The organism is Burkholderia gladioli, from assembly GCF_000959725.1.
Classification (GTDB): domain Bacteria; phylum Pseudomonadota; class Gammaproteobacteria; order Burkholderiales; family Burkholderiaceae; genus Burkholderia; species Burkholderia gladioli.
Genome location: NZ_CP009322.1, coordinates 3,034,399 through 3,058,220 on the forward strand (window position 1 = coordinate 3,034,399; position 23,822 = coordinate 3,058,220).

23 protein-coding genes are annotated in these 23,822 nt (G+C 68.8%); 10 read left to right on the forward strand and 13 right to left on the reverse strand.

The features are described from left to right. Window positions 1-8: 8 nt before the first annotated feature. The 4 genes from BM43_RS13190 to BM43_RS13205 all read right to left on the reverse strand — a co-directional run bounded on the left by BM43_RS13190 (window position 9) and on the right by BM43_RS13205 (window position 5,017). Window positions 9-1,244, reverse strand: coding sequence for an MFS transporter (locus BM43_RS13190; protein ID WP_036055280.1), 1,236 nt, complete (start codon window positions 1,242-1,244; stop codon window positions 9-11). A gap of 382 nt (window positions 1,245-1,626) precedes the next feature. Further along, complete coding sequence (locus tag BM43_RS13195; RefSeq protein ID WP_036057083.1) at window positions 1,627-2,757, reverse strand: branched-chain amino acid ABC transporter substrate-binding protein; 1,131 nt, start codon at window positions 2,755-2,757, stop codon at window positions 1,627-1,629. Between the two features lie 23 nt (window positions 2,758-2,780). Continuing rightward, window positions 2,781-3,884: an ornithine cyclodeaminase gene (locus BM43_RS13200; protein WP_036055279.1), complete on the reverse strand. Its 1,104-nt coding sequence runs from the start codon at window positions 3,882-3,884 to the stop codon at window positions 2,781-2,783. 95 nt (window positions 3,885-3,979) lie between these two features. Beyond that, on the reverse strand, window positions 3,980-5,017 hold the full coding sequence (locus tag BM43_RS13205) for a histone deacetylase family protein (RefSeq protein WP_036055278.1): 1,038 nt from the start codon (window positions 5,015-5,017) through the stop codon (window positions 3,980-3,982). 117 nt (window positions 5,018-5,134) lie between these two features. On the opposite strand from BM43_RS13205, the gene BM43_RS13210 reads away from it, so the two are divergent. From BM43_RS13210 to BM43_RS41340, 3 genes are all read left to right on the forward strand, one after another. Beyond that, complete coding sequence (locus tag BM43_RS13210; protein ID WP_017918479.1) at window positions 5,135-5,623, forward strand: Lrp/AsnC family transcriptional regulator; 489 nt, start codon at window positions 5,135-5,137, stop codon at window positions 5,621-5,623. A gap of 65 nt (window positions 5,624-5,688) precedes the next feature. After that, on the forward strand, window positions 5,689-6,234 hold the full coding sequence (locus BM43_RS13215; protein ID WP_036055277.1) for an ureidoglycolate lyase: 546 nt from the start codon (window positions 5,689-5,691) through the stop codon (window positions 6,232-6,234). 42 nt (window positions 6,235-6,276) lie between these two features. Beyond that, window positions 6,277-6,657: a helix-turn-helix domain-containing protein gene (locus BM43_RS41340; protein ID WP_052409136.1), complete on the forward strand. Its 381-nt coding sequence runs from the start codon at window positions 6,277-6,279 to the stop codon at window positions 6,655-6,657. A 34-nt stretch (window positions 6,658-6,691) separates the two neighbouring features. On the opposite strand, the gene BM43_RS13225 is transcribed toward BM43_RS41340, so the two are convergent. The 3 genes from BM43_RS13225 to BM43_RS13235 all read right to left on the reverse strand — a co-directional run bounded on the left by BM43_RS13225 (window position 6,692) and on the right by BM43_RS13235 (window position 8,332). Then, window positions 6,692-7,072 (reverse strand): hypothetical protein, encoded by a 381-nt coding sequence (locus BM43_RS13225; protein WP_238541404.1) that lies wholly within the window; start codon window positions 7,070-7,072, stop codon window positions 6,692-6,694. Window positions 7,073-7,293: 221 nt separating this feature from the next. After that, window positions 7,294-7,593, reverse strand: coding sequence for an AzlD family protein (locus tag BM43_RS13230; protein WP_036055276.1), 300 nt, complete (start codon window positions 7,591-7,593; stop codon window positions 7,294-7,296). Then, entirely contained in the window at window positions 7,586-8,332 is a 747-nt protein-coding gene (locus tag BM43_RS13235; protein WP_036055275.1) for an AzlC family ABC transporter permease, read from the reverse strand. The genes BM43_RS13230 and BM43_RS13235 overlap by 8 nt, the downstream gene beginning before the upstream one ends. 115 nt (window positions 8,333-8,447) lie before the next feature. Here BM43_RS13235 and BM43_RS13240 point away from each other — a divergent pair, with 115 nt between their 5' ends. Continuing rightward, complete coding sequence (locus BM43_RS13240; protein WP_036055274.1) at window positions 8,448-8,918, forward strand: Lrp/AsnC family transcriptional regulator; 471 nt, start codon at window positions 8,448-8,450, stop codon at window positions 8,916-8,918. Window positions 8,919-8,957: 39 nt separating this feature from the next. On the opposite strand, the gene tam is transcribed toward BM43_RS13240, so the two are convergent. Beyond that, a complete protein-coding gene (gene tam, locus BM43_RS13245) occupies window positions 8,958-9,737 on the reverse strand; it encodes a trans-aconitate 2-methyltransferase (RefSeq protein ID WP_036055273.1) in 780 nt (259 codons plus the stop codon). A gap of 258 nt (window positions 9,738-9,995) precedes the next feature. Here tam and BM43_RS13250 point away from each other — a divergent pair, with 258 nt between their 5' ends. Further along, the gene (locus BM43_RS13250) at window positions 9,996-10,895 is read left to right on the forward strand and encodes a LysR family transcriptional regulator (RefSeq protein ID WP_025099341.1); all 900 of its coding nucleotides are present in this window, start codon (window positions 9,996-9,998) and stop codon (window positions 10,893-10,895) included. Window positions 10,896-10,972: 77 nt separating this feature from the next. Here BM43_RS13250 and BM43_RS13255 read toward each other — a convergent pair whose 3' ends face one another. Continuing rightward, complete coding sequence (locus BM43_RS13255; RefSeq protein ID WP_036055272.1) at window positions 10,973-12,625, reverse strand: NRAMP family divalent metal transporter; 1,653 nt, start codon at window positions 12,623-12,625, stop codon at window positions 10,973-10,975. A gap of 1,030 nt (window positions 12,626-13,655) precedes the next feature. On the opposite strand from BM43_RS13255, the gene BM43_RS13260 reads away from it, so the two are divergent. Continuing rightward, on the forward strand, window positions 13,656-13,877 hold the full coding sequence (locus BM43_RS13260) for a hypothetical protein (protein ID WP_036055271.1): 222 nt from the start codon (window positions 13,656-13,658) through the stop codon (window positions 13,875-13,877). A gap of 191 nt (window positions 13,878-14,068) precedes the next feature. Further along, window positions 14,069-15,457, forward strand: a complete 1,389-nt coding sequence (locus tag BM43_RS13265) for a carbohydrate porin (protein WP_167547492.1) — start codon at window positions 14,069-14,071, stop codon at window positions 15,455-15,457. 37 nt (window positions 15,458-15,494) lie between these two features. On the opposite strand, the gene BM43_RS13270 is transcribed toward BM43_RS13265, so the two are convergent. From BM43_RS13270 to BM43_RS40390, 3 genes are all read right to left on the reverse strand, one after another. After that, the gene (locus tag BM43_RS13270) at window positions 15,495-16,670 is read right to left on the reverse strand and encodes a GDSL-type esterase/lipase family protein (protein WP_036055269.1); all 1,176 of its coding nucleotides are present in this window, start codon (window positions 16,668-16,670) and stop codon (window positions 15,495-15,497) included. Window positions 16,671-16,803: 133 nt separating this feature from the next. Continuing rightward, window positions 16,804-18,942, reverse strand: coding sequence for a catalase/peroxidase HPI (gene katG / locus BM43_RS13275; RefSeq protein WP_036055268.1), 2,139 nt, complete (start codon window positions 18,940-18,942; stop codon window positions 16,804-16,806). Continuing rightward, window positions 18,932-19,237, reverse strand: coding sequence for a hypothetical protein (locus BM43_RS40390; protein WP_133167981.1), 306 nt, complete (start codon window positions 19,235-19,237; stop codon window positions 18,932-18,934). Before BM43_RS40390 ends, katG begins: the two co-directional genes overlap by 11 nt. A 257-nt stretch (window positions 19,238-19,494) precedes the next feature. On the opposite strand from BM43_RS40390, the gene BM43_RS13280 reads away from it, so the two are divergent. From BM43_RS13280 to BM43_RS13290, 3 genes are all read left to right on the forward strand, one after another. Then, window positions 19,495-20,415: a LysR family transcriptional regulator gene (locus BM43_RS13280; RefSeq protein WP_036028691.1), complete on the forward strand. Its 921-nt coding sequence runs from the start codon at window positions 19,495-19,497 to the stop codon at window positions 20,413-20,415. 301 nt (window positions 20,416-20,716) lie between these two features. Continuing rightward, window positions 20,717-21,499 carry an ABC transporter substrate-binding protein gene (locus BM43_RS13285; protein WP_013691573.1) on the forward strand — a complete coding sequence of 261 codons (783 nt, stop codon included), beginning with the start codon at window positions 20,717-20,719 and terminating at the stop codon, window positions 21,497-21,499. Window positions 21,500-21,699: 200 nt separating this feature from the next. Continuing rightward, a complete protein-coding gene (locus tag BM43_RS13290; protein WP_036055267.1) occupies window positions 21,700-22,815 on the forward strand; it encodes a succinylglutamate desuccinylase/aspartoacylase family protein in 1,116 nt (371 codons plus the stop codon). A 176-nt stretch (window positions 22,816-22,991) separates the two neighbouring features. Here the strand turns inward: BM43_RS13290 and BM43_RS13295 are convergent, their stop codons facing one another. After that, entirely contained in the window at window positions 22,992-23,741 is a 750-nt protein-coding gene (locus tag BM43_RS13295) for a MetQ/NlpA family ABC transporter substrate-binding protein (protein ID WP_042284660.1), read from the reverse strand. Window positions 23,742-23,822: the final 81 nt, after the last annotated feature.

Consider the following 23,822-nt stretch of genomic DNA (forward strand, 5'->3'; position numbering starts at 1 on the left):
CCCTTGTCTCACATCGGCTGGGCCGGATGATGCTCGGGATGCCGGCGCATGTCGACCACCGCCCAGTGATGCACGGCCAGCCCGCAGATCGCCAGCAGCGCGCCGACCCAGCCCGTCGAGGACCAGCCCATGCCGGCGTCGATGGCGAGGCCGCCGAGCCAGGCGCCCAGCGCGTTGGCGATATTGAAGGCGGAATGGTTGAGCGCGGCGGCCAGTGTCTGCGCGTCGCCGGCCACGTCCATCAGGCGCGTCTGCAGGATCGCGCCGAGCGCCATCACGGTGCCCACCAGCAGCACGTTGATCGAACCCGCCACCGCGTAGTGCGCGGTGAACCAGAACGCGCCGGTGACCAGCACGGTCCAGACCAGCACGTAGCGCGCGGTGCGATCGAGCGCGCGATCGGCGAAGCGCGCGCCGAGCAGGTTGCCGGCCACCGTGCCGATCCCGAACAGCGCCAGCACGATCGGCACCGCGGCCACCGGCAGGCGGGCGAGCTCGGTCATGGTGGGCTTGACGTAGCTGAACACCGAGAACAGCCCGCCGAAGCCGATCGCGCCGGTGGCGAGCGTGAGCAGCACCTGCTTGCGCCGCAGCGCGCCCAGCTCGCGCAGCGGGTTGGCGGCCGCGTCGCCGGGCATGAAGGGCACCCAGCAGCGCACCAGCACGGCGGTCAGCGCGCCGATCGCGCCGACGATCGCGAAGGCCGCGCGCCAGCCCAGCCATTCGCCGATCGCCGCCACCAGCGGCACGCCGAGCAGGGTCGCGATGGTCAGCCCGAGGAACACGCTGGCCACCGCCTGCGCGCGCTTCTCGCGCGGCACCAGCCCGGCCGCCACCAGCGCCGCGACGCCGAAATAGGTGCCGTGCGGCAGCCCGCTCAGGAAGCGGGCCGCGGCCACGCCGGCGAAACCCGGCACGATCGCGCTGGCGAGATTGCCGAGCGCGAAGAACAGCATCAGCGCGATCAGCAGCGAGCGGCGCGGCCAGCGCGCGCCGAGCACGGCGAACACCGGCGCGCCGATCACCACGCCGAGCGCGTAGATGCTGATCAGGTAGCCGGCGCTCGGGATCGACACGCCCAGGTCGCTGGCCGCGTTGGGCAGCAGGCCCATGATCACGAATTCGCCGGTACCGATACCAAAACCGCCCACGCCCAGCGCGAACAGGGCGCGACGCGTGTGCCGCGGGGAAAGCTCGGCGGAAACGGAAATGACGTCGCCGGCGACGTCGGAACTGCCAGACATAGGGAATCCAGGACTGAAACTCGGGGTTGAAGAAGGACGCGCGGGCGGGACGGACACGCCGGGGCGCAGCGATGCGCGAGGTCGGCACTGTACACGAGGCGGGTGAGATCCACGTGTCAGGCGGCCCGGCTCGAAGGGAGGACGCGCGCCAGGCGCACGGGGCTCGCGGCGGCTGCACCTTGCCGGTGCAGCGACGGCGGCGGTGCGCCCCCGACGTTTGGTTCATCGAGCGTCACACTTTGCCAGCGGCGTGGCGGGGAAGGAAATGCTTTTTATCGATGGATCAATCTGTGGGATCGATCAATCGGAAGCGGCACGTCGGATCGCACCGATTCACGGCATGCGCGCCGCCCGGATCGATCCCGCGCGGCGCGCATTCCACCTACAGCTTCACCACGTCGAGCAGCACCTTCCTGCCGTCGCGATAGGTGAACATCGAGATCGCGCCGTGCCTGAGATCGCCCTGCGCGGTGAAGCTGGTCTCGCCGATCACGCCGTGATGATCGGTGGCCGGCATCGCCGCCAGCACCTTGGCGGGATCGGTCGAGTTGGCGCGCTTCATGGCGGCGACGATGATCTGCACGGCATCGTACGAGAACGGTGCATACACCTGCATCGGCTGGTGATAGCGCGCCTCGTACTTGCGCGCGAACTCGGCGCCGCCCGGCATCTTCTCCAGCGCCATGCCGGCCACCGAGCAGACGATGTTGTCGGCCGCCGGCCCGGCCAGCTTGATCACGTCGGTCGAGCACACGCCGTCGCCGCTCAGGATCTTGCCGCGCAGGCCGAGCTGGCGAGCCTGGCGCGTGAACGGCCCGCCCGTCGCGTCCATCCCGCCGTACATCACGGCATCGGGATTCTCGCCCTTGATGCGGGTGAGGATCGCGCGGAAGTCGACGGCCTTGTCGTTGGTCGCGTCGCGCGAGAGCACCTTGATGCCGGCCGCCCGCGCGGCCTTCGCGAACGAATCGGCGAGGCCCTGGCCGTAGGCGGTCGCGTCGTCGACGATCGCCACCGTCTTCACGCCCATCGCCCTGGCCGCGTAGCTGGCGATCGCCGGCCCCTGCTGCGCGTCGGTGGCCACCACCCGGTAGGTGGTGCTGAAACCCTGCTGCGTGTAGCTGGGATTGGTGGCGGCCTGCGAGATCTGCACCACGCCGGCTTCCTTGTAGATGCGCGAGGCAGGGATCGAAGTGCCGGAGTTCAGGTGGCCGACCACGCCGACCACCTTGTCGTCGGCGAGCTTCTGCGCGACCTGGGTGGCGGTGCGCGGGTCGCCCGCGTCGTCCTGCGCATCGAGCTGCAGCGTCACGCGCCGGCCCGCGATGGTGAGGCCGCTCGCATTGATCTCGTCGATCGCGAGCCGCGCGCCGTTCTCGCTGTCCTTGCCGAGGTGGGCCATGCCGCCCGTGAGCGGCGCGACGTGGCCGATCCTCACCACGTCGTCGGCCTGGGCGGCGCCGGCCGCGCACGACAGGGCCGCGACGGCCAGGGTGGTTCTCAGGTATGGCATCTTGTTGTCTCCCATCGGGCTGGTCATTGTCGGGTGATCGCCTCGGGGCGCGCCGCCGACGCCGTCCAGTTCGCGGCATGGTGCTCGCGCACGACGTCGCCGGCCTGTATCGATGCGCTCGCGTGGCCATACAGATCCTTCGGATTGCGCAGGGCCGGCACCAGCTCGAGATCGGTGCCGATGCCGCGCTCGCGCGTGGCCGCGTGCAGGTAGCGCAGCGCCGAGAAATCCTCCAGCGCGAAGCCGACCGAGTCGAACACCGTCACCTGCGCCTCGGACTCGCGCCCCTTCTGCTCGCCGGACACGATGCGATGGAACTCGATCACCGGAAAGTCGGCCTCGAGCCGCTGGATGTCGCCTTCGACGCGCGTCTGCGGCTCGTACTCGACCACCACGCGCGCGCGGCGCAGCAGCTCGGGATCGAGCTCGGTCTTGCCGGGGCAATCGCCGCCGACCGCGTTGACGTGCATGCCGGCCTCGAGCATGTCGGCGCTCAGGATGGTGGCCTTGGTCTTGTCGGCGGTCACGGTGGTGACGATGTCGGCGCCGCGCACGGCCTCGGCGGTCGAGCCGCAGCGCACGATGCGCAGGCGCCGGAACGGCGCGAGGTTCGCGACCAGCTTGTCGGTGGCGGCCGCGTCGACATCGAACACGCGCAGCTCCTCGATGCCGAGCAGCTCGTGGAAGGCGATCGCCTGGAATTCGGCCTGCGCGCCGTTGCCGACCAGCGCCATCGACACCGAATCGGGCCGTGCCAGGAAGCGCGCGAACAGCGCCGAGGTGGCGGCGGTGCGCACCGCCGTGGTCAGCGTCATCTCGCTCAACAGCAGCGGATAACCGGTGGCGACCTCGGCCAGCACGCCGAAGGCCATCACGGTCGGCAGCTCGGCGCGCGTGTTCCCCGGATGGCCGTTCACGTACTTGAACGAGTAGTGGCGCGCGTCGGCGGTCGGCATCAGCTCGATCACGCCCTCGCTCGAATGGCTGGCGAGCCGCGCGGTCTTCTCGAAGCTGTGCCAGCGGCGGTAGTCCTGCTCGATATAGCTGGCCATCGAGCCCAGCACGCGCGCGATGCCCGCGTCCTGGATCAGTGCTGCAACAGCGGCGACGTCGAGATATCGCGTCATGGTTCCTGCTCCTCCTGGTTGGCGGCTGCCGGGGCGCGCCCGCGCGAGCGGCGCGCGCTTCATGGGGCGGGCCCGCGTTCCGGGCCCGGGGCACGTCAGGCGCGCGCCTCGAAACCCAGCAGCACGTTGACGGCATTGATGCCGATTTCGTCGACCATGTAGCCGCCTTCCATCACGAACAGGGTCGGGATGCCGAGGCGCGCGATGATCCCGCCCACGCGCGGATAGTCGGCGCTGCGCAGGCGGAAATGGCTGATCGGGTCGTGTTCGAAGGTATCCACGCCGAGCGACACCACCAGCAGCTCGGGCGCGTGCCGCGCGATTCGCTCGCCGGCCTGCTGCAGCGCCGTCGCGAAACCGTCGATGGCGGTACCCCTGGGCAGCGGCAGGTTCAGGTTGAAGCCCTCGCCGGCGCCGCTGCCGCACTCGTCGGCGTAGCCCGAGAAGTACGGGAAGGACACCGAAGGATCGCCATGGATCGAGGCGAACAGCACGTCGTCGCGGGCATAGAAGATGTCCTGCGTGCCGTTGCCGTGATGGAAATCGATATCGAGGATCGCCACGCGTTTCGCGCCGCGCGTGATGGCGCGTTGCGCGGCGATCGCCGCGTTGTTGAGGTAGCAGTAGCCGCCCATGGTTTCGTGGCCGGCATGATGGCCGGGTGGGCGGCACAGCGCGAAGGCCGAGCGCGCGCCTTCGCCGTCGAGCAGCGTGTCGACGCCGGTCAGCGCGCTGTTCGCGCTCGAGCGAACAGCCTCCCAGGTGCCGGCGTTGATGGGCGAGCCGGCATCGATCGAGAAGAAGCCGAGCTGGCCGTCGATGAAGGCCGGCATGCGCGCCGAGGGCAGGCCGCGTACCGGCCACACCAGCGGCAGGGCCTGGCAGTCGCGGCCGGTGGCGAGCCAGTCGCGCCAGGCGCGGGACAGGAAATCGACGTAGCGCGCGCTGTGGGCGCCCACGTAGCTCGACGGATCGTAGTCGCGCGGCGCGATCACGTCGCCGAGCGAGGTGGCGTTGACGCGCGCCAGCACCGTCTCGGCGCGCATGGGTTTCTCGAAGGATTCGGTGATCGCGCCGTCCTTCAGTTCGACGCCGCGGTGCAGGCCGTGGGCGCTGCTGTAGATGGTGAGCATGGAGGCAACCGGGTGAAAAGGCTGCGAAACAGTCTACGCATCCGGCACCGCAATGATTTTGCTTTCGCTTGCGCGGAAGTCTACACTTCTGGAAAAAACGCCTACCTAGCGACCACCATGAGCACAAATCGCCCAAAAACCGAAATGGATGCCGTCGATCGTTCCATGCTGCGTCTGCTGCAGGACGATGGCGCGCTGTCGAACGCCGCGCTCGGCGAGCAACTCGCGCTGAGCGTCACGCCTTGCTGGCGGCGCCGCAAGCTGCTGGAGGACCAGGGCGTGATCACCGGCTACCAGGCCAATATCGATCGCCGCGCGGTCGGCCTGAACCTGCTGGCCTTCGTGCACGTGCGCTTCCACATTCACTCGGACAACACCGCCGACGATTTCGAGGCGGTGATCCGCAGCCGGCCCGAGGTGCTGTCCTGCCACAAGATCACCGGCGATGCCGACTACCTGCTGCAGGTGGTGGCGGCCGACCTGGACGCCTACGGCGAATTCGTCGAGCGCGTGCTGCGCCGCCAGGCCGGCATCGCCTCGATCCAGTCGAGCCTGGCGCTGCGCGAGGTGAAGTTCTCGTCGCGGCTGCCGATTCCGGAGGCTTGAAGGGCGCGTCGTCAACCCCGGGCTTCGCGCGAACTCACCCCTTCCTTTCGATCCTGGACCCTCTCATGCCCAGCTCCGCCGCCCAGCCGCGCCCGATCCACGTCGAAACGCTCGACGCCGCCCGCTTCGAACCCTATGGCTGGAAACTCGGCAAGCCGGTGCGCGCGAACGGCGACGCGCCGGCCTTCCTGAGCCCGGCTTCCGATTTCTGGCACGAGCATCTGTTCGATGCCGGCGCCGGCGGCCAGCCCGAGATCCTGTGGGTGAGCTATCGCAATCGCGAGATGCGGATCGCCTCGCTGGAACTGCATCGCGTGACGCAGCAGGCGATCGTGCCGCTCACCGCTCCCGTGGTGCACGTGGTGGCGCGCTCCGACGCGAGCGGCGCGCCCGATCCGGCCACCCTGCGCGCCTTCGAGATCCCGGTCGGCGAAGGCGTCTGCATGGCGCCCGGCACCTGGCACGCCACGCGCGTGCGCGTGCGCGAGGCGAGCTGCCTGATGCTGACGCGCGCCTCCACCACGCTCGACCTGATCGCGCATCTGAGCGCCGGGCAGCCGGCCGCCGAAAGCGAGATTCGCGCGATCGAGCCCTTGCTCGTCACGCTGTAGCTGCCGGGCTGACGCCCGGCAGCCGAGCGCGGTGCCTTACTTATGGCGCCGCGCGAACGACACCGGATACGCGGCGGAACGCGCCGTAATCATCGGGAAGAGACCAGCGAGGGCGGCCTCGCGCCGGGTGCCGATTTCGCGGCCGACCTGGCGCGCGCGATGAGCGCGGCCGATTCGCTCGGCGCCAGCACCGAGGCGGTGCCGGTCGAGGACGGCGTGATGGTGCGCAACTACAGTTGCCCGCTGGGCGGCGCGACGCGCAGCGCGCCCTGCGTCTGCAAGGCGCTGGCCGCCTTCTTCTCGGAGGCGACCGGCAACCCGGTGACGCAATGCTGCCTGCGCGGGGATCGGCTGATCTGCCAGTACCTGGTGCAGGTCAAGCCGGAACGCAAGGGCGCCACGCGGCGCAAGCGCGGCGCCTGAGCCGGCGCACCCGAAGCCGCCGGGTACGAGATGCTCACTTCCCCTTGTCGTGCTCGGCCAGCCCGATCGCCTTGTAGTCGTAGGTCGGGTAGAACTCGGTGCGATACGCGCCCCAGGCGGTGTCCTCGAGCACGCGGTTCACCTCGCGCACGCGCGAGGCCGGCAGGCGCAGCGTGATCACCTGCCCGATCCCCATCGCCACGTACCAGCTCACGACCTCCACGCCCGGCGGCGGAAACGCCTTGTAGAAACCCTGCTTCGCCAGTTGCGCGTTCAGCTCGCTGAGCGGGCGCGACTGGTCGTGCTTGAGGAAGATGGTCAGCAGGACCGCGTTGTCGGGCGTGGCGACCTGGCTGCCGACGGGCGGCGTGCCCGAGGGCTGGGCATGGCCGGCGGCGGGAAGCAGCGCCGCCATGGCGGCGGCGCCGAGGGCAAGCAGACGGATGCGGCGATTCAATCCTGCAATAAACGGCATGTTCTCGCTCCTGGGTCGAAACGGGCCGCGCGGGATACGCGGCCCGGGCGTCAGCCGGGCGAGCGTACACCCGATCGCTGTCATGAACCTGGCGCGTGGATGCCGGGGCGGTCACCCGCGGCGCGCGGCCGGTACGGCCCGAACGCGCCGCGCAAGCGCCGTCAGCCCATCAGGTGCCGCAGCAAACCGGCGCTGGCGATGCCGATCAGCACCGTCGGCAGCAGGGACAAGCGCATCGAGGCGAGCAAGGTGATGGCCAGCGCCAGCAGGTCGGCCGGGTCGCGCGCCACGAAGGCGGGCGCGATCACCGAAATCAGCACGCAGCCGGGCACGTTCTCCATCACGGCGCGCAGGCGCGGCCCCGGCGTGCGATCGCGCAGCGCCACGTAGCCGAGGATGCGCGTCAGGTAGGTGGAGGCCGCCATCAGCACGATGGTGAGCAGGGTGGGCCAGTCAAGCATCGCGCGCCTCCATGCGCCAGGCCGCGATCGAGGCGGCCACCAGGCCCGCGCAGGCGCCGGCCGGCACGTACCAGGCCGCGCCCGGCGCCAGCCGGTAGACCACCGCCGCCGCCACCAGGCTGGCCAGCCAGGGATGGCAGGCGCGCACGCCCTTCCACATGCCGCGCAGCAGCACCAGGAAGACGGCCGTGAAGGCCATGTCGAAGCCGTAGCGCTCGACATCGCCGAGCACCGGGCCGAGGCCGGCACCCAGCGCCGTGAACGACACCCAGGTGCCCCACAGGCACAGCGCGATGCCCGCGTAATAGCGCATGCTGACGCGATCCGAGCGACGCGCGCCGGCATCGGCCAGCGCCATCGCCCAGCTTTCGTCGCACATCAGGAACAGCGCAGCGAGCGAGCGCGGCAGCGGCACGTGGCGCAGCAGCGGCGCCAGCGCCGCGCCCATCAGGATATGGCGCGCGTTGACCAGGAACGACATCGCGACGATCAGCGCGATATGCGGCGGCGAGGTCCACAGCCGCACGGCCGCGAACTCGGAACCGCCACCGAAATTCATGCCCGCCATCAGCGGCACCTCGAGCACGCTCAGGCCCTTCTGCGCCGCCTGCGCGCCGAGCACCAGCGCGAACGGAATGAAACCCATCATCACCGGCACCGCGGCCCGCATCCCGCGGGCAAATTCCGACGCGGCCACCGGCCCCTTCAATACAGCATCCGACGTAAGCAAACGACTCATCACTACCTCCTTGCGGGGTAGCATTCTCCGCCAAACGCCATGAAATCGGGTTGCGTAGTTGCCAGATAAACCCAATAATTTGGCACTGGATGCCAATGAATACGGAGATACTGGAATGAAAGGCCAATTCAAGCTCGATGCCATCGACCGGCGCATCCTGCAGGCGCTGCAGCGCGACGGGCGCATGCAGAACATCCGCCTGGCCGACGAGGTCGGGCTGTCGCCCTCGCCCTGCCTGCGGCGCGTGCGGCTGCTGGAGGAGGCCGGCGTGATCGAGAAGTACGTGGCGGTGGTGGATGCCTCGAAGGTCGGCAAGGCGCTCAGCGTGTTCGTGCGCGTCTGGCTCAAGGCGCAGGATTCGGACACGGTCGACCGTTTCGCCGACGCGGTGCGACTGCTGCCCGACGTGGTGGAGTGCCACCTGATGGCGGGCGACTGCGATTTCCTGCTGCGCGTGGTAGTGGCCGACCTGGAGGAATACCGGCGCTTCCAGGCCGAGCACCTGACGCGGATCCCCGGCGTGCAGAGCGTCAAGACCGAGATCCCGACGCAGAAGATCAAGCTGACCTCGGAAATCCCGATGTGAGCGCGAGCGCGGGCGGCCGCGCTCGGGGGCCTGGTCGTTTCAGCGCGTCGCGACGATGAACAGGCGCGGGAACGGCAGCAGCACGGTGCCGTCCTCGTAGATGCGATAGGCATCCGCGATCGCCTCGCGATAACGGACCAGGAAGGCAGCCTGTTCCCGCTCGTCGAGCCGCGCCAGGAAGGGCCGCAGCGCGCTGCCCTTGAACCACTCGACCACCGCGTCGGCGCCGCCCTCGAGCTGGTGGTGATAGACGGTGCGCCAGACGTCGACACGCGCGGCCAGCGGCCGGAGCAGCGAGAAGTACCAATCCGCGCCGAAGCGCATGGTGCGTTCGGCGCCGCCCAGCTTCGCGGCCCAGGGGCCGTCGGCGGCCACCTCGCGCATGATGCGATGCGCGGGCTCGTCGAGGTTGTCCGGCATCTGCACCGCCAGCACGCCGCCCTCGGCGAGCTTGCCGAGCAGCTTCGGGAACAGCACCGGGTGATCGGGCACCCACTGCAGCACCGCGTTGGCGAGGATCAGGTCGAATGGCCCCGGCGCGTCCCAGGAGGAAATGTCGACCTGCTCGAAGTTCAGCCGGGGCAGGCGCTGGCGCGCCGAGGCCAGCATGTCGGCCGAGCTGTCGAGGCCGCTCACCCGCGCTTGCGGAAAACGCGCGGCCAGCATCTCGGTGGAGTTGCCGGGGCCGCAGCCGATGTCGACCGCCTCGCGCACCGCGATGTCGGGCACCGCGAACAGCAGGTCGCGTACCGGGCGCGTGCGTTCGTCCTCGAACTTCCGGTATTGCGATGCGTAGTGTTGGTCGTGCCTGGTGCTCATGATCGGCTCCTGTCTCGGTGGATGGGAAGGATCGGCAAGCGGGCGGAGCATGCGGCAACGGCGCGAACGAGGGGCTTCCGGCAGCATGATCGCCCTGTCTCGCGAACGCCTTCGCCATCTCGCCTCGGCCGCGCCCCGCCGGGTTCGCCGGATTCGCCGGATTCGATGGGCTGCAGTATAGTCGCGGCAAATCGGGCCGCGCATGCCCTGCGCGGCCACAATATTCATGACTGCCTGTCCTCAATCGCCGGAGCGCCCATGATCGGTCTCGACCTGCTCGCCTCGTTCGCCGCCGCGGCCCGTCACGCCAGTTTCGCGGCCGCCGCGCGCGAGCTGGGGCTCTCGCCGTCGACCATCGCCAAGAACATCGCGCGGCTCGAGGCGAGGCTCGGCGTGCGCCTGTTCCATCGCACCACGCGGCAGGTCACGCTCTCCAAGGAAGGCGAGGAAATCCACGCGCGCTGCCGGCTGATCCTGGAAGAAGTCGAGTCGCTGGAGACCGCCGCCATCGAGGCGCGCGGCGAAGTGCGCGGCACGCTGCGCATCGACATGCCGCTCAGCTACGGCAAGCAGGTGGTGATGCCGGTGCTCAGGCAACTGAACGCGCGGCATCCTGCCTTGACGATCGACGCGCGCTTTTCCGATCGCACGGTGGACGTCGTCAAGGACGGGCTCGACGCCGCGATCCGGATCGGCCCGCTGGCCGATTCGAGCCTGGTGGGCCGGCAGTTCGACGCGCAATACTTCTGCACCTACGCGAGCCCGGCCTATCTCGAACAGCACGGCGAGCCGGCCTCGCCCGACGAGCTCGGCGAACACACCTGCCTGCTGTTTCGCGTGCCTTCGACAGGCCGCGAGCGCGCCTGGCATTTCCGCAGCGGCCGCCGCGAGCGTTCACTCACGCCCGACAGCCGCATGTATCTCGGCGACGGCGAGGCCCTGATCGAGGCGGCCGTCGCCGGGCTCGGGCTGGTGCAGACGCCGCGCTACCTGGCCACCCGGGCGCTCGAGAACGGCGAGTTGGTCGAGGTGCTCAAGCGCCATCGCGCGCCGCCGCTGCCGATCTCGCTGGTCTATCCCAGCCAGCGCCACGTGCCGCTGCGCGTGCGCGTGCTGCTCGACGCGCTGCTGGCGAGCCGCCGCGCCGTGCGCGCCTGATCGCGGCACGGCGCTGAAACAGGAAACGGCCGGCGCGCCCGCCAGGGTCGCGCCGGCCGCCTCGCATCGGCACGCGGTCAGTTCAGCGCCGAGCGCACGATCTCATAGCCGATCATCGCCACCGCCACCACCAGGTAGCCGCGCAGCACCGCCATCCACAGCTTGCTCTCCATCGGCATCGAGGGCGCGGGCAGTTGCTCGATCGGCGCCATGCGCCAGACGCGCTTCTCCTCGTCGCTCCAGCGCGGCGCGCCGATCGCGCGCAGCGGGAAGCGGCTGTTGCGATAGAACAGCGTGCAGACGAAGCCGACCACGCCGAGCGCGCTGCCGCCCGCGAGGATGTCGACGATGGTCTCGCCGCTGATGTCGGGGAACACGGTGGCGGCGGTCAGCACGATCGACAGCATCACCAGCACCCACACGACCGCGCCGGTGAACAGGTTCAGCCACTTGCCGTTGCACCAGGGGCCGAGCACCGAGCGATCGTTGCAGAGCAGCAGCAGGAACACCGTCGCGCTGGGCAGCAGCACGCCGGCCAGCGCCTGCACGGCATTGGTCAGGAAGCCGAGGAAGGCGTCGCTCGACACCAGGGTGACGGTGGCGGCCAGCGCGATCAGGCCGGCGTAGGCGACATAGAACCACTTCGCCTGGTGCACCGGGCGATGCAGCGAGTGGCGCACGCCGAACACGTCGCCGACCGCGTAGGCGGTGGCCAGCGAGACGGCCGCCGCGCCGATCACGCAGGCATCGAGCAGCGCGATCGCGAACACCGTGGCCGGGTAGCTGCCCACGTACTTGTCGAGCGCGGCGAGCACGGCGCCCGCATCGGTGAAGTTGCCGAACTCGGGCTTGCCGGCGTACATCGCCGCGCAGAAGCTGATCATCGCCACCGCGCCGATCATCACCAGGCCGATGCCGAGCCAGAGATCGAGCTTCTCGTAGCGGCTGAAGGCCGGCGTGATGCGCTTGTCGACCACGTAGCTCTGCTGGAAGAACAACTGCCAGGGCGCCACCGTGGTGCCGACGATGCCGATCACCAGCAGCATCACGTCGGCCAGCTTCGAATGCGCGGGCCAGCCCGGCACCAGGAAGTCGTGCAGCATCCGCGAGGCGGGCGGGTGCACCGCGTGCAGCACCGGCACCAGCAGCAGGCTGCCGGCCACCAGCACCAGCGCGAAACGCTCGAAGCGCCGGAAGCTGCCGGTGCAGACCGCCGCGATGGTGATCAGCGCCGCGCCGATCACGCCCGGCACCTTCGGCAGACCGAAATAATGCAGCGCGAAGGTGACGCCGATGAACTCGGTGACGATGGTCAGCGCGTTGAGCACGAACAGGTCGATCGCGCTGAACGCTCCCCAGAAGCGGCCGAAGCGCGCGAAGATCAGGCGTGCATGGCCCACGCCGGTCACCGCGCCCAGCCGCGCCACCATCTCCTGGTTCACGTAGAGCACGGGGATCAGCAGCATCAGCGTCCAGAGCAGGGTGGTGCCGTAGTTCTGGCCAGCCTGCGTGTAGGTGCCGAACGCGCCGGCATCGTTGTCGCCAACCATCACGATCAGGCCGGGGCCGAGGATCGCCAGCAGGGTGCGCCAGCGCGCGAGCCAGCCCTTGCGCGGCGCGGTGTCGTGCCGCTCGATGGTGCCGAGCGCGCCGCGGATGTCGCCCAGATGGGCCTCGTCGAGGACCGCGTGGTCGGCCTGCGTCGGCGGGAATTGCGAGGAAGTGGACATGTGGTGTCTCGTCGAAAGGACGCGACGACGCGGGCCGCATGCCGGGAATGCACGCCGCCTCGGGAGGTCGCGAAAACGATGGATCGATGGGCGACGAAAACGGCATGCCCCGCACACGATGACGGATGCGGATACGCAAGGCGGCAAGCCGCGGCGGGCTGTCGTTTCGGTCGTCGGATGGGCCGGCGCTGGCACGCGCCGGCCGGCGCCGGATCACGGGGATCGGCGCGGCTCGTCGTGGATCACTGTGCTGCGGGATATCGGCATGAAGCGGCGCGCGATATCGAACCCTCCCTTCGTATCGGCATCGATACGGGCGTGTTGATCCATACGGCCCGGGACGTCGCGAACGCAGGCATCCGGAAACGGACGTGCGTCGGCAACGGCTCGAGGCCGCACCAATGAGGGTGCACGGGAAGCAAGGGGAACTTCGGCGCGCACCGTCCTGCCTGCTGGCGGGACGGCGGCGAGATGGGAATCAGCGCGTGGAGTCCCGCCGGTCAGGCGGAAAGAGAGATCGGAGATCGACTACTGCTACTGTCCAAGATGGATGACCTTCAGTCGGAAAACGGGCGAATTCTGCGCGGTCGGATTCGAGGCGTCAACCGTCTTTCGCAGGATTTTTATTACGCCCGTCTTACGCGCTTCGTGCCGCCGTCGAGGCGTGAAGCCGCCGCCGCGCGGCGCGCCGCCGACGATTCGAATATCCCCTGCACTGCGAAGCATTTTTTTGTTGCGCCGCGTGACGGACGCGGCATAGAATCCGCCCTGTCTCGAACCCAAGCCGATTCATCATGGAACCCCAGCCTAGTAGCGACAGTCGTTCGCCGGCCCTGCCCGGCGACCCCAGGACCAATACGCGCTAGCGCCTGCCTTTCCCGTAGCCGCTGCCCGTATTGACGGTGCAGCGCGCCTCCCCGGCCCGATCACGGCCGCCCCAGCACGCTCCCCTGCCTCGAACACCCGATGCGGCCCGCCCGCCTCGGCCATGGATCGCTTTCGCCCGACGCGGGCGAAGCGGAGGTGCATCATGTACGTGCAGCAATTCCTTTTCGTTTCGCATTCCTACTTTACCAATCGCGACGACGCGCTCGGCGGCTACCTGCCGCCCGCCGCCGATCCGCGAGCCTATGCTGCCCCGGCCCCGGCCCCGGCGCCGCGCCGTCATCAAGCCGTATCGGAGCCGGTGCAGGATTCCCGCCAGGCGGGCAGACAGGACCGCACCGCACCCGACGCGCCGCGGCGCGACTGAATCCCGCGTTTCGCGCCTCGCGGGCGCCGCAGCCGATTCATGCCCGCGATGTGCGGCGTCCCCTCGTCGTCGACAACCACACTCCCTGCAAGCCGATGAAAACACTCGTCCTCAAGCAGTTGCCCACGCGTTCGCCGCGCGCATCCAAGTCCTTCGCTTCGGCCACGCCCTGCCAGCCTCGGCCTTTCGCGATGCTCGCCGTCACCGTCTCGATCCTCGCCGCCGCGTCGGCGCATGCGCAGGAGACGCCCGCCGCCGCGCCGGGCGGCGACGACGCATCGCCTACGGGCCTCTGGCAACGCGCCGCCCTGTTCGGCGACATGGGCGGGCTGCGCCCCGTGCTCGACACGCTCGGCATCACGCTGGCGCTGCAGGAAACCAGCGAATACTTCCGCAACGTCAGCGGCGGCACGCAGCGGATCGGCGCCTACGACGGCCTCACGCAAGGCACCCTCAGCGTCGATACCGGCAAGCTGTTCGGCCTGGCCGGCGGCACCTTCAATGTCAGCGCGCTGCAAATCCACGGCAGCAACCTCAGCACGCGCGCGCTGGGCGCCCAACAAGCCGTCAGCGGCGTGGAGGCGAACGCGGGCACGCGGCTCTGGGAGCTCTGGTATGGGCAGCAGTTCGCGGGCGGCGCGGCCGACCTGCGCATCGGCCAGCAGAGTCTCGACCAGGAATTCATGCTGAGCCAGTACGCGAGCAGCTTCGCCAACGCCACCTTCGGCTGGCCGGTGCTGCCCTCGGTCGACATGCCCGGTGGCGGCCCCGCCTATCCGCTCTCCTCGCTCGGCGCGCGCCTGAAGCTCAAGCCGAGCCCGGCGATCACGGTGCTGGCCGGCGTGTTCGACGGCTACCCGGGCGGCAGCGCGCAGAACGATGCGCAGCAAGGCAATGCACACGGCACGCGCTTCAACCTGCATGACGGCGCGCTATGGATCGGCGAGCTGCAATACGCGCTCAACCAGGCGCAGGGCGAGGCGCCCGACGCCAGGCCGAGTGGCTTGCCCGGCACCTACCGGCTCGGCTTCTGGTATCTCTCGGGACGTTTCGACGATCCGCGCCAGGACAGCAGCGGCCTGCCGCTCGACTCGCCGGCCTCGAACGGCATCGCGCGAACCCATCGCGGCAACTACGGCGCCTACGCGGTGGCGGACCAGATGGTGTGGCGCTCGACCGGCAACGCGGCGCGCTCGCTCGGCGTGTTCACGCGCGTGATGGGCGCGCCCGACGATCGCAATTCGGTGAGTTTCTCGGCACAGGCCGGCATCGCGTTGAAGGCGCCGTTCGACGGCCGCGACAACGACACGGCGGGCCTCGCGATCGGCTACACCAACGCCACGCTGAACGTGGACGCCGCGGCCGGCGCGGCGCTCGGCATCGCCGGCGCGAAGCGCATCAACGAGACGGTGTTCGAGGCGACCTACCAGTACCAGGTCGCGCCATGGTGGATGCTGCAGGGCGACCTGCAATACATCGTGCGGCCCAGCGGCGGTTATTACCTGCCCGCGAACGGCGGCTCGGCGCGCAGGATCGGCAACGAGGTGGTGGCGGGCTTGCGCACCGTGGTGAACTTCTGAGTCGGGTCGTCGCCGGCGAGCCGCCGGCGATTCGCGCTCAGCGGAATGCGCCGCCGCCCTCGAAGGCGCGAGCCACGAAGCGCTCGGCGATACGCCGATGCGCCTCCGCATCGGGATGTAGCCGGTCCGGCAAGGGCAGCTCGGCCTCGTCCTCGGCGCCGTACAGCGCGAGGCCATCGAGATAGTGCAGGTTCGGATCCGTGGCCGCGCGCTGCGCCACGATCCGCTGCAAGGCCTCGCGAATGACTTCGAGCGTCAGCTTGCCGGCCGCGCGCTCGCCCGGCTCGCCGGTGGCGCGAAACAGCACTTTGCCGCTCGCCAGTGCCTCCAGATCGAACGCGCCGGGGCCCGGCGTGCGCTCGTGGATCTCGCAATGGATCGGCGAAACCACCAGCAGCGGCGTATCGGGATGACCATCGCGGATCGTGTCGAGAAAGCCGTGCACGGCCGGCGCGAACGCGCGCTGGCGCATCAGGTCGGCGTTGACGAGGTTGATGCCGAGTTTCAGGCTGATCAGGTCGGCGCGCGTGTCGCGAATGGTGCGTGCCACGAAGGGATCGAGCAGCGCGCTGCCGCCGAAACCGAGATTGAGCAGGCTGACGCCGGCCCGCGCGGCGGCCAGCGCCGGCCAGATCGTCGAGGGGCTCGCCGCGTTCGAGCCCTGGCTGATCGAGCTGCCGTGATGCAGCCAGACGCGCCGGCCGTCGTTGCCGACCGGTTCGAGGGCGGCGTCGCTGCGCAGCGCCACCAGCAGCGTGGCCTCGTTGTGCGGCAGCCAGAGCTCGACGCGCTTGTCGTGCGTGGGCAGGCCGGCGAAGCGCAGCGTGGCGGCCGCGCCGGGTTCGTGGCTGGCCGCGCCCGTGCCGAGCGAGATCACCACGGTGTCGCCGCCCTCGGCGCTGGCCTGCGCGACCCGCGCGCCGTCCACCAGCAGGTCGTAGACGCCGGGCGGCCGGGCCGGCACGCCGGCATAGCGATAGCGCGTCGGCAGCGTATCGAGTTCGATCACGCTGGCGCGGGTGCGGAACACGAGGCGCACGCCCGAGGGCTGCGCCTCGACCATCGCGAACTGCGCGTCGAGCCCGCGCGAGCGCGCCCAGGCCGGCAGGCGATGGACCAGCACGCCGCGCGCGGTGGTCTCGAGTTCGAGCGCGCCCTGCACCAGGGCGTCGGTGATCGGCGTCGCGATCGGCAGGATTTCGGCATTCGTCATCTGGTGGCTCCATCGATGGCGGCCAGGCGGCGCCAAAAGAAAACGGCCGATCTTGCGATCGGCCGTCCTCGGCTTCGATCCGGGCCAGTCGGCCCGGCGGATCATACGCTCACTTCACGCTCGCGAGACCGGATCAGCCCAGATCGAAACGATCCAGGTTCATCACCTTGGTCCAGGCCGCGACGAAGTCCTCGACGAACTTGCGCTTCGCGTCGCCGCTCGCGTACACCTCGGCCAGCGCCCGCAGCACCGCATTGGAGCCGAATACCAGGTCCGCGCGGGTGCCGGTGTACTTCACCTCGCCGCTCGCGCGGTCGCGCCCTTCGTACACTTCGGCGCTCGCATCGGCAGCCTTCCACTCGGTACCCATGTCCAGCAGGTTCACGAAGAAATCGTTGCTCAGCACGCCGACGCGATCGGTGAACACGCCGTGCTGGCTGCCGTCGAAGTTGGCGCCAAGCACGCGCAGGCCACCGACCAGCACGGTCAATTCCGGCGCCGTCAGGGTCAGCAGCTGCGCCTTGTCGACCAGCAGCGCCTCGGTCGACGGGCCACCTTCCACACGACGATAGTTGCGGAAGCCGTCGGCAACCGGCTCGAGCACCGACACGGATTCGACATCGGTCTGATCCTGACGCGCATCGACGCGACCCGGTGCGAACGGAACGTCGATCTTCACGCCCGCGGCGGCCGCGGCCTGCTCGACGCCAACCACGCCAGCCAGCACGATCACGTCGGCCAGCGATGCCTTGCCCGACGCGGCCTGGATGGCCTGCAGCTTGGGCAGCACGTCGACGGCGGCCTTGTTGACCGCCCAGTCCTTCTGCGGCGCCAGGGCAAGCCGGGCGCCATTGGCGCCGCCGCGCTTGTCGCCGCCGCGGAAGGTCGAGGCCGAGGCCCATGCGACCGACACCAGCTCACCGACCGACAGCCCCGACGCGGCGATCTTTTCCTTCAGATCGGCGATATCAGCGGCGCTCGGCTGGTGCGTGGCAGCCGGCAGCGGGTCTTGCCACAGCAGGTCTTCCTTCGGGATTTCCGGGCCGAGGTAGCGTGCCTTCGGGCCCATGTCGCGGTGGGTCAGCTTGAACCATGCACGCGCGAAGGCTTCGTTGAACGCCTGCGGATCACCCAGGAAACGACGCGAGATCTTTTCGAATTCCGGGTCGTAGCGCAGCGTGAGATCGGTCACCAGCATCGTCGGCTTGCGCTTCTTCGACGGATCGAACGGGTCGGGAATCAGGTCCGGCGCATCCTTCGCCTCGAACTGAATGGCACCCGCCGGGCTGCGCGTCTGCACCCATTCGTACTTGAACAGGTTCTCGAAGAAGTAGTTGCTCCACTGCGTCGGCGTCTGCGTCCAGACCACCTCGAGGCCGGAGGTGATGGCGTCGGCGCCCGCGCCGCTGCCGAAGCTGCTGGTCCAGCCCAGGCCCTGCGTTTCGAGCGAGGCAGCTTCCGGATCGGCACCGACGTGGTCCGCCGAGCCCGCGCCGTGCGTCTTGCCGAGCGTGTGGCCGCCGGCGATGAGCGCGACGATTTCCTCGTCGTTCATCGCCATGTTGCCGAAGGTCGCGCGGATCGCCGGCGCCGCGGAAGCCGGATCGCCGCTGGCGTTCGGACCTTCCGGGTTCACGTAGATCAGGCCCATTTCGGTCGCGGACAGCGGATTGTCCTTGAGCGTTTCCGGATTGCGGTGCGACAGCCAGGCCTTCTCGTCACCCCAGTTCACGTCCAGGTCCGGCTCCCACACGTCTTCGCGGCCTGCCGCGAAACCGAAGGTGCGGAAACCCGAATTTTCCAGCGCGACATTGCCCGCCAGGATGATCAGGTCGGCCCACGAGATTTTCTGGCCGTACTTCTGCTTGACCGGCCACAGCAGACGACGCGCCTTGTCCAGGCTGACGTTGTCGGGCCACGAGTTCAGCGGTGCGAAACGTTGCTGGCCGCGCCCCGCGCCGCCGCGGCCGTCGACCATGCGGTAGGTGCCAGCGCTGTGCCAGGCCATGCGGATGAACAGGCCCGCGTAGCTGCCCCAGTCGGCCGGCCACCATGCCTGCGAGTCGGTCAGGACCTTCTTCAGGTCGGCCTTGAGCGCGCTGTAGTCCAGTTGCTTGAATTCCTTGCGATAGTCGAAACTCTCGCCAAGCGGATTGGAACGATTGGAATGCTGATTCAGCAGATCGACGCGCAGCTGCTTGGGCCACCAATCGCGATTGGTGGTGCCGCCGCCGGCCGAGTGGTTGAACGGACACTTCGCCTCATTCGACATCTGTATTCTCCTTGTTCGCTAACGCTTGCCCGGCTCGTGGGGGAGGAGGAGCCGGGAATGCCAGGTGCTCGTCAATCATCGTGCTGGTGAATACTAAACGCTGCATTTGCCAAGCGGAAATTGGATTATTTGATCGACGGGAATCGAAAAAACTAACACCCGGCATCTGGGACCCTGCAACCCGCACGTGCCGCGCAGCGTAGCCGCGCTTCATGTCGAAACGATGAGCGTCGAGGTTTTGCGGCAATGCATCAAGGCACGATCGATGGTGCAACGAAGCACGGACGTGCAGCATGACGGATCCGGCGAAATCGTGCCGCGAGGCGGGCGCGCCTGCCCGGCATTGCATTGCGAGGGGCAACAATCGCCGCAACAATGACGGCGCCGCGCGCCGCGATCATTGCTCGCCTCGATGCCCTGGCCGGCCGATCCGTCGCCGCTCGGATCGCCTCGCGTTGCGCTTGCCGCACGGCAATATGTTCCCGCGCGCAACCAAATCGCGGCGCGATGCGCCATGATGCTCGCATGATGTCTTCACTCCGGACCGCCTCGATGACCCGTATTCGCAATCCTCTTAATCTCGCGCAGTTGCAGGCCTTCGTGGCCGCCGCGCATCATCGCAGCCTGCGCGCCGCCGCGCGCGAGCTCGGCGTCACCCAGCCGGCGATCACGCACACGATCCGCGAGATCGAGCACGCGCTGAACGCCGAGCTGATGGTGCGCAGCGTGCGCGGCGTCGAGCTGACCGCCTGCGGCCATGCCCTGCTGCCGCGCGCCGAGCAGTTGCTCGGCGACATGCGCCGCGCGGTGGAGGCGGTCGAGCAGGTGAAGGGCGAAATGTCGGGGCGGGTGGCGGTCGCCACCATGCCCTCGATCGCGCTGACCGCGCTGCCGCGCGCGGTGCAGAAATTCCGAGCCACCATGCCGAGCGTGCAGTTGCACCTGGCCGAGCTGTCGGTGCCCGAGGCCATGACGCAGCTCGGCAACGGCACGCTCGACCTGGCCGCGATCCATCACATCCCGGCGCTCGATCGCGAATTCGTGCAAACGCCGCTGCTGTCGACTGAATTCGTGATCGTGATGCGCGCCGGCCATCCGCTCGCCAAGGCACGCAGCCTCGCCGAGCTGCTCGACGCCGAATGGATCGTGACGGTGGACGCCGAGGATTTTCCGCACAGCGTCATGATGGCGATGTTCACCACCCACGGGCTGCCGCTGCCCCGCCGCCTGCTGCGCGCGCCCTCCTCGTTCTCGGTCACGCTCGGCCTGGTATCGCGCTCGGACGTGATCGGCTGCTTCACCAAGCCGCTGGCCGAGATGGTCGCGCCGCTGGGAATCCGCATCGCCGCCATCGAGGAGACGCTGCCGAACTACGAACTGTCGATCCTGTCGCGCCGCGACCTGCTGCCGACGCCGGCCGTCACGCAGTTCATCGCCTGCCTGAAGCAGGCGGCGGCCGATACGCTGGGCTGAAGGCCGAAATACGAGCCATGCACTCGCGCGGTGCACGCGCTCGCGCCCAAACCGGTTTCGGCATCAATTACCGAAAGGTTTCTTACATTCTTCCGAAAAGCTCAACAAAACCCGCCCCTCGTGGGCGCGTCCCGCTATCCGGGCTTCCACTAGGCACCCGCTCGGCTTTTTGTCTTGATAATGTTCCGCGAACGCTCGTCCGCATCGGGCGGGCGTTTCCAGTCAGCCCGGCAGCAGCCGCACCGGGCGGAGCGCAATGCGGCACGACCGCGCGCAAACCACCGTACAACGAGGAGTCATAGTGAAAAAAGTTCTGGCGGCCCTGACGGTTGCCCTGCTTGCCGTGTCGGCAGGCGGCGCCTACGCAAAAGACTGGTCGACGGTCCGCTTCGGCGTCGACGCGAGCTACCCGCCGTTCGAATCGAAGGGCGCGGACGGCAAGCTGGTCGGCTTCGACATCGACCTGGGCAACGAAATCTGCCGCCGCATCGCCGCGAAGTGCGTGTGGGTCGAGAACGACTTCGACGGGATGATCCCGGCGCTGAAGGCCCGCAAGTTCGACGGCGTGCTGTCGTCGATGTCGATGACGCCGCAGCGCGCCGAACAGATCGCCTTCTCGGCCAAGCTGTTCAACACGCCGACGCGCCTGGTCGCCAAGGACGGCGCCAAGCTGCTGCCGACCGCCGATTCGCTCAAGGGCAAGACGGTGGGCGTGGAGCAGGGCACGATCCAGGAAACCTACGCGAAGACCTACTGGGCGCCCAAGGGCGTGACGGTGGTGCCTTACCAGAACCAGGACCAGGTCTACGCCGACCTGCTGTCGGGCCGCCTCGACGCCACGCTGCAGGATGCCGTGCAGGCCGAGATCGGCTTCCTGAAGACGCCGCGCGGCAAGGGCTACGCGTTCGCCGGTGGCGACATCGACGATCCGAAGACGCTCGGCGAAGGCGCCGGCGTGGGCCTGCGCAAGGAAGACACCGACCTGAAGGCGAAGATCGACGGCGCGATCGCCGCGATGCGCAAGGACGGCACGTACGACAAGATCGCCAAGAAGTACTTCGATTTCGACGTCTACGGCAAGTAAATCCCGCCGCGACGCGGCAGCCGACGGGCCCTTCGGGGCCCGTTGTCATTGGTGCGGCAGGTGCCCGCGCGAGCGAGCGCCCGGGCCGCCCGGCCGGGATCGTCCGCCCGACGCCCCCGCTTGCCGCGCGCAACGTACAATCGTCGTTTCCCCGTTCCTGACGACTCCGCTCGGCGGCCAAGGCCGCCCGCCCCCCGATCATGCAAACGCTGACCCATCCGCTGATTTCCCCCGCGCTCGGCACCGAACGCCACATCACCAGCTTCCATTACGGTCCGCGCAGCGGGAAGAAGGTCTATATCCAGTCGTCGCTGCATGCCGACGAACTGCCCGGCATGCTCGTCGCGACCCTGCTGCGCCGCCATTTCGCCGCGCTCGAGGCGGCCGGCCGACTGCGCGACGAAATCGTGGTGGTGCCGGTGCCGAACCCGATCGGCCTGTCCCAGCACGTGTTCGGCGACCATCTCGGCCGCTTCGAGCTGAACACCATGCAGAACTTCAACCGCAACTTCCACGACCTGGCCGCGCTGGTGATGCCGCGCATCGAGGGCCGGCTGGGCAAGGACGCGGCGCAGAACCTGCTGGCCGTGCGCGCGGCGGTGCGCGAGGCGCTCGACGAGCAGAAGCCGCGCACCGAGCTCGAATCGCAGCGGCTCGCGCTGCAGCGCCTGTCGTTCGACGCCGACGTGGTGCTCGACCTGCATTGCGACAACGACGCCGTGATGCATCTCTACACGAACCCCGATCTGTGGGAGGACGTCGAGCCGCTGGCGCGCTACCTGGACGCCCAGGCCTCGCTGCTCGCGCTCAATTCGGTCGGCAACCCGTTCGACGAGGTCCACAGCTTCTGCTGGTCGGAGTTGCGCGAGCGCTTCGGCAACCGCTTCCCGATCCCGAACGGCGCGATCTCGGTGACGGTCGAGCTGCGCAGCGAGCGCGACGTGTCCTACGAATTCGCCGAGCGCGACGCGCAGGCGATCGTCGATTACCTGACCCTGCGCGGCTCGATCGACGGCACGCCGCCACCGCTGCCGCCGCTGGCCCATCCCGCCACCCCGCTGGCCGGCACCGAGCCGCTGGTGGCGCCGGTATCGGGCGTGCTGGTGTTCCGCACGCCGGTGGGCATCGTGGTGGAGCCGGGCCAGGAGATCGCCGATATCGTCGATCCGCTGACCGACCGGGTGGTCACGCTGAAGGCCAGCGTGCGCGGCGTGCTCTACGCGCGCCAGGTGGTGCGCTTCGCCACCGCCGGCATGGAAGTGGCGCGGATCGCCGGCAATACGCCGTTCCGCAGCGGCTCGCTGCTGTCGGCCTGAGCTCCGGCGGCCTCCCGCGCCCGGGTTTGCCGCCATCCTCGGCGGCTGCGATGCAAAACGGCCGGCAACGCGTCGCTACGCGCTGCCGGCCGTCATGACCCACGGTCGATCCTCCCCGTCGCGGCCCGTCACTCGGGCCGCTTCCCCCTGCCGGCCTTGCCCGGCAAGCCAGCCGCTCAGAACGCCGGCACGATCGCGCCGTTGAACTTCGCGTCGATGAACTTGCGCACGTCGTCCGATTCGTAGGCCGCCACCAGCTTCTTCACCCAGGGCTTGTCGCGATCCTGCGCGCGCACCGCGATCAGGTTCGCGTAGGGGCCCTTGAGATCCTCGATCGCGATCGCATCCTTGACCGGCGTGAGGCCCGCCTTGACGGCGTAGTCGGTATTGATCGAGGCGGCGTCCAGGTCGGGCAGCGCGCGCGGCAACTGGGCCGAATCGAGCTCGACGATGCGGATCTTCTTCGGGTTCTCGGCCACGTCGAGCGGCGTGGCGTTCACGCCGTTGCTGCCGACGCCCGGTTTCAGCTTGATGACGCCGTACTTCTGCAGCAGCAGCAAGGCGCGGTTGCCGTTCGAGGGATCGTTCTGGATACCGACCTTGGCGCCCACCGGCAGGTCCTTCAGCGACTTGATCTTCCGTGAATAGAAGCCCATCGGCGCGGTATAGGTCAGCCCGACGCTGACGATCCTGTAGCCGCGCTGCTTGATCTGGCTGTCGAGGAAGGGCTGGTGCTGGAAGCCGTTGGCGTCGAGATCGCCCGAGTCGAGCGCCGCGTTCGGCTGCACGTAATCGTTGAATTCGATCACCTTGATCGGCAATCCGTCGTGAGCGGCCACTTTCGCCACTTCCGTCCAGATCTGCGCGTCCGGTCCGCTCATGGTGCCGATCCGCAGCGGCGTGCCATCCGCCCGGGCCACCGACATCAGCGCGACCGACAAGGTCCCGCCGACCACGGCAAGACGCGAAACCTGCGCGAACCACCCCGAAAAACGCCGCATTGCAAT